The following is a 14,350-nucleotide window of genomic DNA, read 5'->3' on the forward strand; positions in this document are numbered from 1 at the left end:
TTATTGTGAATCATTTTTTGTATTCCTTTTTTCAAAATACTTTTTTTGCATAATAAGTGAAATAAGGTATTGTTTTAAGTCCTTGATCGTGATATCTTTTTCTGCAAAAGAAAAAAATAGTGGAGTTTCGTCTAAAAGCTCATACAATTCAGGGTAATTTTTCTGAATTTCAAGCGTCTTTTTAAAAATCCTCTTTGTTAAAATGGAGGTGATTTCTACTTTATTCATAATTCATAACCGCTTTTTATTATGGTTAATATCATTTTAAAGCGTTTATTTCCCTTTATGGAATTAGGCTGATGAGCAGGAATGATAATGCATTCACCTTCTTCCATAAAATAAGAAGCTCCGTCTATAATGACTTCTGCTTTACCTTCAATAATTTGTGCAAAAGCATCAAAAGGAGAAGTTTTTTCGGATAACCCTTCTGTGTCATCAAACGATAAAGCACTGATGTTGCCTGTAAGTTTTTCCAGTATTGTTTTGCTGCCAACAGAATTCGGAATGTATTGTACAATCTGGTTGGTAATATATACTTTTGATTTCTCAAGTTCTTTATGATTCATCACAGTTGGTTTAAACATAAAAAGAGTAGGAGGTATTGTAAATAAAAGGGATAGAACTGTCTAATATTCCATCCCTTTTTCTAGTTAGAACTTTTGATAAATATATCTTTTTCATAGGTTTTAACTATTCTTGAAAACAATTTATGAAAGTTTAATTTCTTTTAAAATATTAAGAACCTCTTCACGGTTTTTTCTTAGTCTGTTTCCAATTCTTTCAAGCATTTCCTTTTCTTTACCTTCTTCAAGTTTCAGGTCGTGATCTGTCAATATTGAAAATTTTTCTTTTAATTGTTTTGACTGTTCAATCCAGTCTCCAGGAGTTTTGAAAAATTTGTCGCCTTTGTTGTGGTTTGTGTCCATAAGGTGGATTTTAGTGTAACTTCATTGCTACGTTACAAAGTTGGGCGTTTAATAATCTATTGTATTATAGATTGTTTCTTTTATGTTACACATATCACACTTTTACAAAATTGCAGCTTGTTTTGTGTATCTGCAATCCGGGTTTTTCATAAAAGCACAGCTTTGATTACTCTGATATAGTAATAGAAGTTATAAGTCTAGGAAATGATTACAAACTTAATATACTAATATAAAATTTCAAATAAGTGAGTGATTATTCGTACCTTGCTGAATAATTGCATTGAGCTAACAATCTAGACTCTAAGAACTAGCGTATTCACTTCTTTTCTTTTCATTATTTAATACTTCCGGCATACCTCTCTGTTCCTTCAAATCATTTATAAAATTGTTTTTGAAAAGGAGAATATAAAACTGCTGATTCTCTCCTAAAGAGAATTCAATGGTAAAAAAATTATTAATGTTTTTATGTATATAAAAAAATATTTAGGGATGTGGACGTTTTTGATTCCTATCCTGGCATGGTTCTCTTATGTTGGAAATTCTGTTTTTTCTTCAGGGTATTACTCTGTGATTCTTACTTTATTTTTAATAGGAAGTGTTTTGGCTGCGGTGTATCACTCCGAAGTTATTGCCCATCGTTTGGGTGAACCATTCGGAACTTTACTTCTGGCATTTGCCATTACGGTCATAGAAGTAGGACTTATTATTTCTATCATGATGGGAGCGAAAGGGTTGGAAACAATTACTCTTGCCAGAGATACTGTTTTTGCAGCAGTGATGATAATCCTTACCGGAATCATTGGAAGCTGTATTGTAATAGGCTCTTTAAGATATAGAGAACAAAGTTTTACACTACAAGGGGTAAGTACTGCACTGATCACGCTGACCTCTGTTATTATTTTTGTGCTTATTCTGCCTAATTATACGGTAAGCCATATCGGAGGCGAATACACGTCCTTTCAGCTGCTTTTTATCGCCTTGATTTCTTTAGGACTTTATCTTGGATTTACCATGATCCAAACATTTAGACATCGAAGCTTTTTCATTTCTCCGCAAAACAAATTATCCAAGATCCTGCCTGTAGAAGGTAATAATAAAATAATTTCCAGAAAACAATTGTATATCAATTGTATATTGTTAATTTTATCCCTGGGAATAGTCGTTTTACTGGCAAAACTTCTTTCAAAGGATGTTGAACATATAGTTGTTTCTGTGGGGGCTCCAAAATCTCTTGTAGGTATCATTATTGCTGGTATTGTTCTGCTTCCGGAAGGTCTGGCTGCATTCAGAGCTGCAAAAAGTGATCAGATCCAAACCTCATTAAATCTGGCTTTTGGTTCAGCTTTGGCGAGTATCGGACTAAGTATTCCTGCGATTGCCATTATATCTGTAATAACCGGTATAAGAATGACATTGGGGATAGATATCAAATCAACAATACTTTTAGGACTATCGCTTTTTATTATTACTGTTTCACTGGCAACAGGCAGAACTAATATCATGCAGGGAATTGTACTGATTGCTATATTTTTAATTTATCTTTTTATTACAATTGTACCATAAACCTATTTAAGTTATACTTATAGCTTGATATATATTGAAACGGCTAGCTGTAGTTTATATGATATGATGGTTTATATAGAATATATTTCATCAAATGAAGCCACAAAAAACGTTTGAAGGCTCATGATTATAAAGGTATTGCCCAAATATTGAAATATCAAATAAAAACTAATGAGATAATATAGAAACTGGTTCACAACTTGGGTTAAGCCAATACTTTAAAAGTTTGAAGAAGTACTCTGAACAGAAAAAAGATTTTGCAAATTAAAATTATTTATCGATATGACTAGTAAAAAATATTACTTCCACGATAAAAGTCAGAATATTATATCAGAAGATCAATTAATTGGAGGAAATATAGATGATATAGAATGTTTTCTGACTGATTATCAGTTACAAAAGCTACATACAATAGAGCGTGTCTATATCTTGAAAAAAACATTTTTAGGAATTTTTAAGACAAGATTGTATTTATATCTTAGTGAAGATACAATATATAATTACGCCATTCAGAAAACATAACATTACTATACTTTATTATTCCTCCGATCATAGCATAATGTTAGAATTCAAATTTGTTTGGAATATCGCTGCTTTGTCTTATTTCGTTTTGATGGTTTCTGAAAGCTATAGTATTTGTTACTCTTACTAAAACGATAACATCTTTAAAGTAGTGGTCAGCGGCACTATGATGATGAAAATTAGAATTTTCACTTTCGGCCTCACATAGCAATTAAAATTTCCCATACAAAAGTCATTATATCTTGCAAAATCGAAAACTGTGTAAATAAAAAATCCCCGCTATTATGAGTAGATTTCTGTAGAGGTACAATCACACTCATATCCTGGAAACACTATATAGTAAATTTTACAGTCCGATTTAATATCCTACAGATATTAACCTTTCTAATGCCTAGGAGGAGAGTATATAACAAAACCCTCCTTTTTAGGGGAGAGTTAATTGTACTAATGAGAATGTACAACTATTATGAACAGTAAATGTATATGTAAATAAATTACATTAATATGCTGCAAGTCATGTGATTCTTTTTATTATTGTCGTATATGGAGTAGAATTAATACATTTATTTTTAATTCTCCTTAGGGTAATTTTTTTAAGTATGACTTTTTAATGCGAGGTCTTATTACAGAGTTGCAGATCAATGACTGATATCAGAGTTTTGATCATAGGGTTGGTTGCTGGTTGAAAAAGTAAACTACTTATTTTGGAAAACAGAGCCTTGCCATGAGATAGCTTACTGTTGATTCTGCTCCCTGATTGAGATTAACATTTTTCTCTTCAAGACCGTCATAACATCCACCCGTTGCAGGGTTGTAAATAATCTGATGTAAATGATTTTTTCCTAAAAACCAGCTAAAAGCATTTCTCATCATTTGTAAATATTTTTCATCCTTAAAAACCTTGTAGAATGTAGATAAGGCTAGTATAGTGTACGCAACATCAATAGGCTGCTCACCACCAATTGGTTCAGGACTTTTAATCGTTTCTTTGTGCAACCATCCTTTATTGGATATTACTTTGATGCCTCCCTTAATAAATATTTTAGAAAGCAAAAACTTGAATGATTCATTGGCAACCTGCTTATACATTTGGTCTTGGGTCGTAATCCATGCACACAATAAAGCTTCAGGGATTACACTGTTTCCATAGGTAAGATAGCTTTCAAACCAATGCCAGTCTCTATGCTTTTCGTGCTGATACATTTTAACCAGTCGATTGGCCAGCTTTTTCAATAATGGAATATTGTTTTCAACGTTTTGATAATGCAATCCCTTGATGATAAAAGCCATTGCACGGGTAGAGTGTATTTTATCAATAGACGGAAGACTTTTTTCAATAATTGATTCCGCTTCATCATAAAGCTGCTGCGGTAAAATAGCTTTTATAGATAGAAGATAGCCCAGTGCCCAAATAGCCCTTCCATTAGAATCTTCTAGATTGGTCTCATAATTCTGCTGTGCAAATTCCTTGTCATGATTGATATAATTGAGGAAACTTCCATCCGGTTGTTGACAAAACTTAATAAGCTTCAGATAAGTTGAGATTAAATCAAGGTCAGATTTATCTTTGCTCAGTTCGTAATGTCTGCAGGCTACAATCATAGCACGGGCATTATCGTCTAAAGTATACCCGGAATTGATATCAGGTTTATTGATTTTAGAAAATTGAATCATCCCAAAATCTGTTGTCATATTTTTGATATGGCTGAGATTGATGATGGGGAATGTATAATGTAATGTCATTTTATCTTTGCTGTATTGTTGAAATAATAAGGCATGTGAAATAGAAGAATTCTCCCACGCTGTGGGAGCCATTTTTTCTAAACTATTTGATCGTAATTTTTCCTGTGCGGTTTCATTTTTCAGTAATGTATTCACGGCATCAGCAAGCTGTTTCGGAGCTTCAAAATCAATAATAATTCCCAGGTCTTCATTTAATACTTCCAGAGCATGGGGAATAGGAGTAGAAACAATAGGGCAGCCACAGCTGATGGCATAGGAAAAGGTACCGCTTACTGCCTGATTTCTGTCTTTTGAAGTGAAAAGATAGATGTTGGTGAGCTGAAGATAATCCAACAAATCATCTAAAGGCAGATACTGGTTGATAAAATAAGTATGTTTTTCCAGATGGAGCCTCTTAATAGTATCCTGCAAAAAATCACGATATTTCTCACCTTCATATTTAATGATGCCGGGATGCGTTTTTCCAATAATCAGAAACATTACATCCGGGTTTTGGGAAATGATTTCAGGCAGAGCTTCTAAGGTGGTTTCAATATTTTTTCCCGAACCCAGTAACCCAAATGTTGAAAGAATTTTTTTATCTTTAAATCCATATTTCGCTTTCAGTGAAATCTTATCGATAAATGGTAGTAAATGCGTACCGTGCGGAATTACTTTAATTTTATCAGATGGTATATCATAATCATTGGTGAGGATATCTGCAGAAATACTGGTCATTACAATAATAGATTTTACGAAACTGCTAATTTCTTTTACCTTTTCTTTTAATTCCCAATCCGGTTTCGGCAGAATGGTGTGAAAAGTAATAATGATATCTTTCTCTACATTTTGAAGAAAAAGCAGCAATCCGTTTTTCGCTTCAGTGAAAAATCCAAACTCATGCTGGAGAATAATCAATTGAATATTGTCATTTTTGTTGATTTTATCAGCCAGCTCCAAATAAGAAATAGCATCGGATGTATTGAGTCTATATTGAGGATTTTCTTCGTATTGATAGCTTTCATCCTCAGTTTCCATTGGACAGGTAACTATGCTAAATGATTCTTTGAACTTTAGCTGAAGAGATTTTATCAAATCCTGACAATAGGTTGCAATACCGCACACCTTAGGAGGAAAAGTACTTATAAAGAGAATTTCAGGCTTATAATTAATTGTGTTTTTTTTACTTTGTGCAGACCATCTTTTTGTCTTTTCCTCCACATCTGATTTTGTATTTTTATTCATGTTGATATTTATTTTAAAGTATGACAATCTGTATTGAATAGTCAGTTATGAAGTGTACCATAGTAATTCCTTCAGTAATTCCGGGATACTTAAAGAAGCAACGGCTATTCTTTTATCTGCAGCTCCGTAATAAATATGGAGTGTATCTCCTTCTACGATGGCCCCGGTAGGGAAGCAGACATTGTTGACTTCTCCCTTCTGTTCCCACTGTTCTTCAGGCTTGAAAAGAGGATAAGGAAGTCTTGAAATTTCTTTTTCAGGATTATCAAGATCTAGTAAAGCAGCACATGCGCTGTAAACATAGCCTTCAATGGTATCATGTACACCATGATAGATTAAAAGCCATCCATGTTCAGTTTCTATTGGGGGACATCCACCGCCAATATAGCTTACTTCATGCTCATATCGGGGAGACAATACAATATGTTCTTTAAAGTGAAGGAAATAATCTTTCCAAAAATCAGGATTCAGATCTTCAATAGTTTCTATACCTACAATTTGGATATCGGGTCTTATCCGATGAAGGAAATAAAGCTTACCGTTAATTCTTCTTGGAAAAAATATCACATTTTTATCCCACAGGAAGACATCTTTATCCTTTGTATGAGTAGGCGGGAGTTTGTTGAAACGTCTGTACTTTTCTGCTATTTCACCTTGGTATTCTGATAAAAATCTAAACTTGTTGTATGGAATTTTGGGAACAATAATGCCTTGTTTTTGCCACGATGTAAGGTCCTTCGATACTGCAAGTGTGCCCAATGCATTAATCCCGTCATAACTCGTATAGGTAAGGTAAAACAAATGATCGATTTTTACTATTCTTGGATCTTCAACACCATGTTTTTCGTATTCAAACTCGGGGATTATAACCGGATTGTTTAGCCTGGTTTCTATAGTCGTATAATCTGATAGTATACAGTATCCGATACTGGAGAAATTCTTCTTGGCAAGAGCCCTGTAAAATAAATGTATTTTTCCGTTATGTTTAATAACTGCGGGGTTTAAGACACCTTCACTCTCAAAGTCTAATGTCGTTTTTCTGAGTATAATTCCGTATTTTTTCAGGGATACCATTTAGTTGCTGGTATTTTGGGCTTCGTTTTCCCCGTGTCTTCGTTTATTCATTTTTTCTTCCCGTTTCTCTTTTGCGGATTTTGCGGGTGGAGTTTTATCTGATTTCTTTTTTCCGTCTTTTTCTTTTGACATTGTGAAATATTTTTTGTTAACTGTAAATTTCAATCATTAAAAAAGGAAAGCTTTGCAATTGTCTTTCAATTTGTTGTATAAATCATACATATTTACGATTTAATAGACTAACTTTGGGTAAATAACTGTTAATGAAATAATTGATAAATGTAAACAGTAAGGGCGATGAAGTTGTATATAAAGTACATGGTAAGTTTGCGCTGCAAAATGGTTGTCCATCAGGAACTGGAAAGGCTGGGCATTAAAAATGCTATTGTAGATTTGGGAACTGTAGAATTATTGGATGATATCAGTGTTGAAGTAAGACAAATTCTGAAAGAAAACTTACTTAAAACAGGCCTTGAAATATTAGATGATAAAAAAAGTATCCTGATAGAAAAAATAAAAAATGTAGTCATAGAAATGATTCATTATTCAGATGAACTCCCAAAAGAAAATTTCTCAGATTATGTAAGTGAAAAATTAGGATATGATTATACCTATCTGGCTAATACCTTTTCAGAAGTGAAAGGAATGACACTCCAGCATTTTATCATTATTAATAAAGTAGAAAAGATAAAAGAATTACTCTTGTATGATGAACTTAATCTTACAGAAATATCTTATAAACTCAATTATAGCAGTGTTGCCCATCTCTCTAATCAGTTTAAAAAAATCACAGGACTTTCCCCCTCATTTTATAAGCAGTTAAAACAAAGACGTCTTGGAAATTTGGAAGACTTATAAATGTGTGATATATGTAAGATTATTCCGGAGATATATAGCTTAGTATATACTTAAACGGCCATCTTTGTAGTATAATAATCAGGAATTCACCAAATCCATAAAGTTTATATCACCATACATAGTGCAATTTTAGATAGGAAAATAGAGTGAGCAGTTGAAAGAATGTATCATGCAAAATGCTGTTCTCCAGCATTTGAAAACATCGTTGTAGTAAATTAAGACTGGAAAAGCAATATACACTATGATAAAATTAATAGACTTAAGGATTCTCAACTTTGATAATGAGCATATTAAAATCCCAATAAAATAGTAGATCTGTTTTCAGAAGGTTTTAATTAATTAAGGATAGGAACCTCTGGTTTCTGTCCTTTTCATCCCGATTATAGGAATTGATAGATATATAAAAATTTCATCAACTGAGTCCACAAAAAACTGTTTGAACATTCATGAGTAAACAACATGTTTAAATACAAAACAGGCTTTCTTATTATCACTTTAATATCAAAATTCATGAAAACAATACGTCTTTTTCAATTTAAGAATTCAATTACCCGAAATCTTCCTTTTTTTAAGGAAGAATGTAGATTAGATAATTTAAACGATTTAATGGCTTATGACTTGATGAACACCGAAAAAGTGACTGAGTTCATTATGGAAGTTCATGATGATTTTATTTTTGAAGATATGGCCAGAGAAGATCTTTTGTCAATGTGCAACAATGCCAAGGAAATGATTGAGCATTATTTTGTAACAACCATGAATGACTATGACGTTATCTGAACATTGATTTCTGCTGGGTAAAAAGTTTTTTAGATTAACATTAAATAGTAGATCCCATGAAATTTCAGCAAAGTTTACTTGATAATATCAATACTTCACTCATTACAATGAATGAAACAGTTTCTATAGCAGAAAGTGTAACCTCGGGATTAATACAGCTGGCTTTTTCCCAGATGCCTAATGCAAAGCTTTTTTACAAAGGAGGAATAATAACTTTTACATTACCTGAAAAAGTTAGTCTTTTAGATATCAATAGAATTCAAGCTGAGGAAAATGGTTTTGAAACTCAAAAAATGGCTGGTACAATGGCTGTAAAGGTCGCTGAATCATTTGGAACAGATTGGGGAATTGCTTCTACTGGATATGCTGCATCTGGAAGAAATTCGGGATTTAAAGTGTATTCATTCTGTTCATTCAGTTACAAAGGATGGTAGACTTCCTTTATATATTTCTAAAAACATTAAAGTAGCTACATTAATTGGAATTGTGGCTGGCTTTCCCATAATTGCGTTAAAAAACGGCATAGCAGATAAGAGCAATAAGAGTATTGACTTATAATTATATATATTCTCCTATAGAATTTTCTGTCTTGGTAATCCTATTTCATGTTCTTGCGGATAAGGCTTTCGCCAGGTCATACTGATATCCTCGTGCAAATTACGTTGTGCTTCCAATGATTTTTCTTTATCCATAGAATATCTTGGATCCGGAATAAAAGGCATTTTGGCCATTTTATAAATAGTAACAGTAGGAAAGTGAAAATCTACTTCTACTGTTCCCAATAAGAGATAACAGCCACCACCCTTAAAAGGATATTCCTCAAGGCAGTTGGGAAAATGAGCGGTATCAAAATATTCTCCCTGAGCATCAACCCAGGTTCCGAAATACATTGTTCCTTTCTTTGTAGGTACATGCTTTCGTGAAATAAGATAAGCAAGCATCTTAACCTGACATTTATGAAACTTCAATAAATCTTTTACTAAAACGGAACCTCTGTATCGGGTCTGTAACAAATCAAAAGGACTGAATGAAACGGGGAAGCCTAATATTTCTATTTCATCAAATGCATCTTCAAAGCGGTTTCTTTCTATAGAAGGAAGCTGATAATCTTTCTGTGGCTCCTTCAGTAATGTGGGATATCTAAATACAATTTTATGAGTTCCCAAAAGAAACCTTGATTCAATCAGCAGTTCATGTTTTTGTTTTCCAGTAAAGCGGAATGCGCCAATAAAGATTAAAATTTGCAATGTTTCGATACCTATAGGAATTCTCTTAATAAAATTTTCCAGGGAAGTATAATTTCCATTTTGAGCTCTTTCTTCAGGAATCAGCTGTGCTAACCTCGTTTCCAGTTTTTCAATATGCATTAATCCCAAATAAACCTCTGAACCATACACCGTTGTCTGATATTTACTTAGATTAACACAGGGATTATGGATATAGGCTCCTGACATTCTTGCTTCATGAATATAAACTTCCGTTCTGTAAAACCCACCGCCGTTATTGATGGCAGAAACCATAAATTCGATAGGATAGTAGACCTTAAGATATAAACTCTGATAACTTTCCACTGCATAAGAAGCAGAATGAGCTTTACAGAATGAGTATCCTGCAAAAGATTCAATCTGCCGGTATACTTCCATGGATAATTGTTCAGGATGTCCCAGCTTTTTACAGGATTCAAAGAAGTTGTCTTTTACTTTCTGTAATGCAGATAAAGACCGGCCTTTACCACTCATGGCTCTTCTCAGTACGTCACCATCAGGAGCAGATAATCCTCCGAAATGCAGCGCAATTTTGATAACATCCTCCTGGTAAACCATAATACCATATGTTTCCCCTAATTCCTTTTCAAAAACCTCATGAAAGTATTCAAATTTTGTGGGATTATTATGTCTGAAAATATACTCCCGCATCATTCCGCTTTGAGCCACTCCCGGTCGGATAATAGAGGAGGCGGCGACCAATACTTTATAATTATCACATTTAAGTCTTCGAAGTAATCCCCTCATAGCAGGAGATTCAATATAAAAACAGCCAATGGTTTTTCCGGAACTTAAGAATTCATTGCACCGGGCTTCATCTTTTGAGAGAGAGGTATCCCGGATATTGATATCAATTCCTCTTTTTTCTTTAACCAGCTTTACCGTATCGTTAATGGTACCTAACCCTCTTTGTGAGAGAATATCAAATTTTTCAAGACCAATTTCTTCGGCGGTATACATATCGAACTGTACGATCGGAAAACCTTTGGGAGGCATTTCGAGTGCAGAATAATCGGTTATAGGCTCTTCTGATATAAGGATTCCACATGAGTGCATGCTTCTCTGATTAGGAAACTTTTCCAACAGTTTTCCGTAGTAATGAACCTGTCTGGATACCGAATTAGTATCATGTTCCTGAATCGGTTTTGTTGCCAGTGTATCTAGTTCTTCTTTGGGAAGTCCAAAGACTTTTCCTATTTCGCGGAAAATAGAGCGGTATTTAAATTCCACATTGGTTCCGCAGAAGGCAACATGATCCTTACCATATTTATCAAAAATATATTCCAAGATAATGTCTCTGGTCTGCCAGCTCCAATCTATGTCAAAATCGGGTGGTGTTTTACGGTTGAGGTTTAAAAATCTCTCAAAATACAGGTCCAGTTCAAGAGGACATATATCAGTAATACCAATGCAGTAGCTGACAATGGAATTGGCACCACTGCCTCTTCCTACATGCATAAATCCCATCCGGTTGCTGTACTGGATAATATCCCAGGTGATCAGAAAATAAGCACAGAAATTAAGCTGGTCAATGACTCCTAACTCTTTATCCACTCTTGCTTTTGCCTGCAGATTATCATCGGAATACCTTTTAGAGAACCCCTGATAGGCTAACATTTTTAAAAGCTTAGAATCATTTTCCTTACTGTCTGTGAAATGCTTTTTATTTTTGGGTGTTGAAAAATCAAAATCAAAATAGCAGCTATTGACAATGTACTTTGTATTTTCAATAATCTGTGGCTCATGGTAAAATTGAGACAGAAGCTCTTTTTTATCAGTAAACATTTCGTTGTCCTTACAGTAATCAGCTTCTGTAAGCTTACTGATCAAAGTATTATGATCAATAGCTCTTAATATCTTATGAAGTTCATATTCTTCAGGGGTTGCAAAGGTAACCGGATGAAGAATGACCATTTTATAGATTAACTTTTTCAATTCAGGCTGAATCAAAAAGTTTAATTGGTTCTGTCTGATGCCTATAAATTCATGATCTGCTAATTTTTCAGGAATATTCTCTAATGGATAAATGACAAGAGTATCTGTAAAATCAGGATTGGCTTTAGGAATTTCTATCCCTTCACAGTTATATGCGGTTAAGAGTTTGTTGACTTCTGCAATGCTTTTTTGGTTTTTTGCCAGACAGATATAATACAGTTCATCCTGAACCCGTATTTCCACTCCTACGATCGGTTTGATATGATGATCCTGACAAAGTTTATAGAAATCATAAATCCCCGTAATGGTATTGATATCGGTAAGAGCCAGAGTTTTAATATTAAACCGTACGGCCTGCTCAACCAGTTCTTTAATAGAAATGGTTCCATATCTTAGGCTGTGATAAGAATGACAATTCAGAAACATGTTGTAATTATTTTAATAAACCTGAGGCTCTTCCTACACTTGAAGTTCCAAACCTGTTCTTGATTTTATCCATTGTCTGATACAGTGATATCAACTCTTCCGTATCTTCAAAGAGATCCATTTGATGGCACCCGTGAACCAGTCCGGTAAACTTTACGCCAACCAGCCTTATTCTCATACGTCTGGTATATACTTTTTTAAAGAGTTCTAAAACATACCTGAGCAGGGTATGATCAGCTGAGGTGTAAGGAATCCTGCATTGTTTGGTTTCAGTATCAAAATTGGAATACCGGAGTTTTACCACCACTACCGATACCAGCCATTTCTCTGCCCGGAGCTGATAACAGAGTTTTTCAACCATTCCTGAGAGTATACTTTGAATACCCTGAATATCGATGCTGTCCTGAGCAAAAGTATCTTCCGTAGAAATGGATTTTCGTTCCGAATAGGGAACCACAGGATTTTCGTCAATTCCGTGTGCTTTTTTCCAAAGTTCATTTCCATTTTTACCAATCAGCTGCTGAAGAACGTCAACAGGCATTTCTGAAAGCGTTTGTATCGTTCTGATCCCCAGTCTGGAGAGCAGTTGAAAAGTAACATCGCCGACCATAGGAATCTTCTTTACTGAAAGCGGGTTTAAAAACGGCTGTATGTCAGATTGTTTCACTTCCAATCTTCCGGTTGGCTTGGATTCTCCGGTTCCGATTTTGGATACGGTTTTATTGGTAGATAAAGCAAAACTTATGGGTAATCCTGTGTTTTTCTGTACGCTTTCTGCTATTTCATGAGTCCATTTATAGCATCCAAAAAACTGATCCATCCCGGATAAATCCAGATAAAATTCATCAATACTTGCTTTTTCGAGAACAGGAACTTTTTCCTGAATAATCTCCGTTACCATATGAGACATGTTAGAATACATTTCCATATCTCCCTTAATGACTTTAGCTTCGGGGCATAGCCGCAAAGCCATTTTGATGGGCATGGCACTCCTAACTCCGAAAAAGCGGGTTTCATAAGAGCAGGACGCCACTACACCACGATCTCCACCTCCTATGATCACAGGCTTATTCTCCAGTTCAGAGTTTTTCAGCCTTTCACAGGAAACAAAGAACGTATCCAAATCCATATGTACAATTGCTCTTTCCATGTTACAAAATTAGTTACGTTTTGAAACAAATTTTGTATTTTTGTTGTCTAAAATTGTAACAATGTCAAAATTCTCTGATAACATCGTGTTTTTGAGAGGAAAGAAAAATATGACTCAGCAAGAGCTGGCAGATCTATTAATTCTTACCCGATCCAGATATGTTGCCTATGAATATGGTAGAACAGAACCGCCTATTGAAATATTGCTTAGAATTTCAAAATTCTATAACATCAGCATCGACCTGCTATTGACTGTAGATGTCAGAAAATTTTCTATCGATGAAATCATGGAGCTTCCTGAGAACAGGATCGTTCTGCCTATAAGGGTTGATCAGGATGGAAACAATCAGATTGAGATTATTCCCCAAAAAGCGTCTATGGGCTATTTGAATGGCTATGGAGATCCGGAATATATAGAAAATCTGGAGACCATATCATTACCTTTTTTAAAAGGGGGTAAGTTCAGGGCATTTCCGGCTGACGGAGATTCAATGCCCCCCTATAAGAACGGAACCTATATTGTGGGAAAATATGTAGAAAATCTTTCGGATTTGAAAACGGACAGAACGTATGTTTTCATTACCACCAATGATGGTATCAGTTATAAAAGGTTTCAGTTTCACGAAGCCGATGGTATATGGGTAAAGGCTGACAATCAATTTTATGAGCCTTATAAAATTCCATTGCCTGAGATTAAAGAAATCTGGGAATTTGCCTGTAGTATCAATACCAAAGAATATGAGCCTGATGAATTTTCAGAACATCATATTCAAAACTTTATCACAGAAATTAAAACCGATATCAAACAGATCAAAGAAAAAATGGGAGATAAGAATTGAATTCATTTTGAGTACATGGCATAATCAAAAAACTTCCCCGAAGGGA

Annotated in this window: 13 protein-coding genes; 5 read left to right on the forward strand and 8 right to left on the reverse strand. The window is 34.4% G+C overall.

Features of this window, described 5'->3' with window-relative positions; all coding sequences use genetic code 11:
• The 3 genes from NK356_RS01880 to NK356_RS01890 form a co-directional block, all read right to left on the reverse strand.
• Positions 1-228, reverse strand: coding sequence for a hypothetical protein (locus NK356_RS01880; protein WP_253316088.1), 228 nt, complete (start codon positions 226-228; stop codon positions 1-3).
• Entirely contained in the window at positions 225-566 is a 342-nt protein-coding gene (locus tag NK356_RS01885; RefSeq protein WP_253316089.1) for a cupin domain-containing protein, read from the reverse strand. The genes NK356_RS01880 and NK356_RS01885 overlap by 4 nt, the downstream gene beginning before the upstream one ends.
• Before the next feature lie 141 nt (positions 567-707).
• Positions 708-926 carry a hypothetical protein gene (locus NK356_RS01890; RefSeq protein ID WP_253316090.1) on the reverse strand — a complete coding sequence of 73 codons (219 nt, stop codon included), beginning with the start codon at positions 924-926 and terminating at the stop codon, positions 708-710.
• 465 nt (positions 927-1,391) lie between these two features.
• On the opposite strand from NK356_RS01890, the gene NK356_RS01895 reads away from it, so the two are divergent.
• Positions 1,392-2,489 (forward strand): calcium:proton antiporter, encoded by a 1,098-nt coding sequence (locus NK356_RS01895; protein WP_253316091.1) that lies wholly within the window; start codon positions 1,392-1,394, stop codon positions 2,487-2,489.
• Positions 2,490-3,710: 1,221 nt separating this feature from the next.
• Here NK356_RS01895 and NK356_RS01900 read toward each other — a convergent pair.
• The 3 genes from NK356_RS01900 to NK356_RS24110 are packed head-to-tail and all read right to left on the reverse strand — an operon-like array spanning position 3,711 to position 7,184.
• Complete coding sequence (locus NK356_RS01900; RefSeq protein ID WP_253316092.1) at positions 3,711-5,978, reverse strand: glycosyltransferase; 2,268 nt, start codon at positions 5,976-5,978, stop codon at positions 3,711-3,713.
• A 45-nt stretch (positions 5,979-6,023) separates the two neighbouring features.
• Entirely contained in the window at positions 6,024-7,052 is a 1,029-nt protein-coding gene (locus NK356_RS01905; RefSeq protein WP_253316093.1) for a pesticidal protein Cry7Aa, read from the reverse strand.
• Entirely contained in the window at positions 7,053-7,184 is a 132-nt protein-coding gene (locus NK356_RS24110) for a hypothetical protein (protein WP_301287915.1), read from the reverse strand.
• Between the two features lie 165 nt (positions 7,185-7,349).
• Between NK356_RS24110 and NK356_RS01910 the strand changes: the two genes are divergently transcribed.
• The 3 genes from NK356_RS01910 to NK356_RS01920 all read left to right on the forward strand — a co-directional run bounded on the left by NK356_RS01910 (position 7,350) and on the right by NK356_RS01920 (position 9,124).
• Complete coding sequence (locus tag NK356_RS01910) at positions 7,350-7,910, forward strand: AraC family transcriptional regulator (protein ID WP_253316094.1); 561 nt, start codon at positions 7,350-7,352, stop codon at positions 7,908-7,910.
• A 510-nt stretch (positions 7,911-8,420) separates the two neighbouring features.
• Positions 8,421-8,690 (forward strand): heme oxygenase, encoded by a 270-nt coding sequence (locus NK356_RS01915; protein ID WP_253316095.1) that lies wholly within the window; start codon positions 8,421-8,423, stop codon positions 8,688-8,690.
• A gap of 56 nt (positions 8,691-8,746) precedes the next feature.
• Positions 8,747-9,124 (forward strand): CinA family protein, encoded by a 378-nt coding sequence (locus NK356_RS01920; RefSeq protein WP_253316096.1) that lies wholly within the window; start codon positions 8,747-8,749, stop codon positions 9,122-9,124.
• 138 nt (positions 9,125-9,262) lie between these two features.
• Here the strand turns inward: NK356_RS01920 and NK356_RS01925 are convergent, their stop codons facing one another.
• Both NK356_RS01925 and dinB read right to left on the reverse strand, forming a co-directional pair.
• Positions 9,263-12,316 carry a DNA polymerase III subunit alpha gene (locus tag NK356_RS01925; protein ID WP_253316097.1) on the reverse strand — a complete coding sequence of 1,018 codons (3,054 nt, stop codon included), beginning with the start codon at positions 12,314-12,316 and terminating at the stop codon, positions 9,263-9,265.
• Between the two features lie 7 nt (positions 12,317-12,323).
• Positions 12,324-13,466, reverse strand: a complete 1,143-nt coding sequence (gene dinB / locus NK356_RS01930) for a DNA polymerase IV (RefSeq protein WP_253316098.1) — start codon at positions 13,464-13,466, stop codon at positions 12,324-12,326.
• Between the two features lie 61 nt (positions 13,467-13,527).
• On the opposite strand from dinB, the gene NK356_RS01935 reads away from it, so the two are divergent.
• Positions 13,528-14,304: a LexA family transcriptional regulator gene (locus tag NK356_RS01935; protein ID WP_253316099.1), complete on the forward strand. Its 777-nt coding sequence runs from the start codon at positions 13,528-13,530 to the stop codon at positions 14,302-14,304.
• The last annotated feature ends 46 nt before the right edge of the window (positions 14,305-14,350 follow it).

It is taken from the genome of Chryseobacterium sp. S0630 (assembly GCF_024158915.1).
Taxonomy (GTDB): Bacteria; Bacteroidota; Bacteroidia; order Flavobacteriales; family Weeksellaceae; genus Chryseobacterium.

Coding starts and splice junctions, on each gene's coding strand:
- dinB (WP_253316098.1), bottom strand. CDS start 13,466: ATGGAAAGAGCAATTGTACATATGGATTTGGATACGTTCTTTGTTTCC.
- NK356_RS24110 (WP_301287915.1), bottom strand. CDS start 7,184: ATGTCAAAAGAAAAAGACGGAAAAAAGAAATCAGATAAAACTCCACCC.
- NK356_RS01895 (WP_253316091.1), top strand. CDS start 1,392: ATGTATATAAAAAAATATTTAGGGATGTGGACGTTTTTGATTCCTATC.
- NK356_RS01885 (WP_253316089.1), bottom strand. CDS start 566: ATGAATCATAAAGAACTTGAGAAATCAAAAGTATATATTACCAACCAG.
- NK356_RS01880 (WP_253316088.1), bottom strand. CDS start 228: ATGAATAAAGTAGAAATCACCTCCATTTTAACAAAGAGGATTTTTAAA.
- NK356_RS01920 (WP_253316096.1), top strand. CDS start 8,747: ATGAAATTTCAGCAAAGTTTACTTGATAATATCAATACTTCACTCATT.
- NK356_RS01910 (WP_253316094.1), top strand. CDS start 7,350: ATGAAGTTGTATATAAAGTACATGGTAAGTTTGCGCTGCAAAATGGTT.
- NK356_RS01915 (WP_253316095.1), top strand. CDS start 8,421: ATGAAAACAATACGTCTTTTTCAATTTAAGAATTCAATTACCCGAAAT.
- NK356_RS01900 (WP_253316092.1), bottom strand. CDS start 5,978: ATGAATAAAAATACAAAATCAGATGTGGAGGAAAAGACAAAAAGATGG.
- NK356_RS01890 (WP_253316090.1), bottom strand. CDS start 926: ATGGACACAAACCACAACAAAGGCGACAAATTTTTCAAAACTCCTGGA.
- NK356_RS01925 (WP_253316097.1), bottom strand. CDS start 12,316: ATGTTTCTGAATTGTCATTCTTATCACAGCCTAAGATATGGAACCATT.
- NK356_RS01905 (WP_253316093.1), bottom strand. CDS start 7,052: ATGGTATCCCTGAAAAAATACGGAATTATACTCAGAAAAACGACATTA.
- NK356_RS01935 (WP_253316099.1), top strand. CDS start 13,528: ATGTCAAAATTCTCTGATAACATCGTGTTTTTGAGAGGAAAGAAAAAT.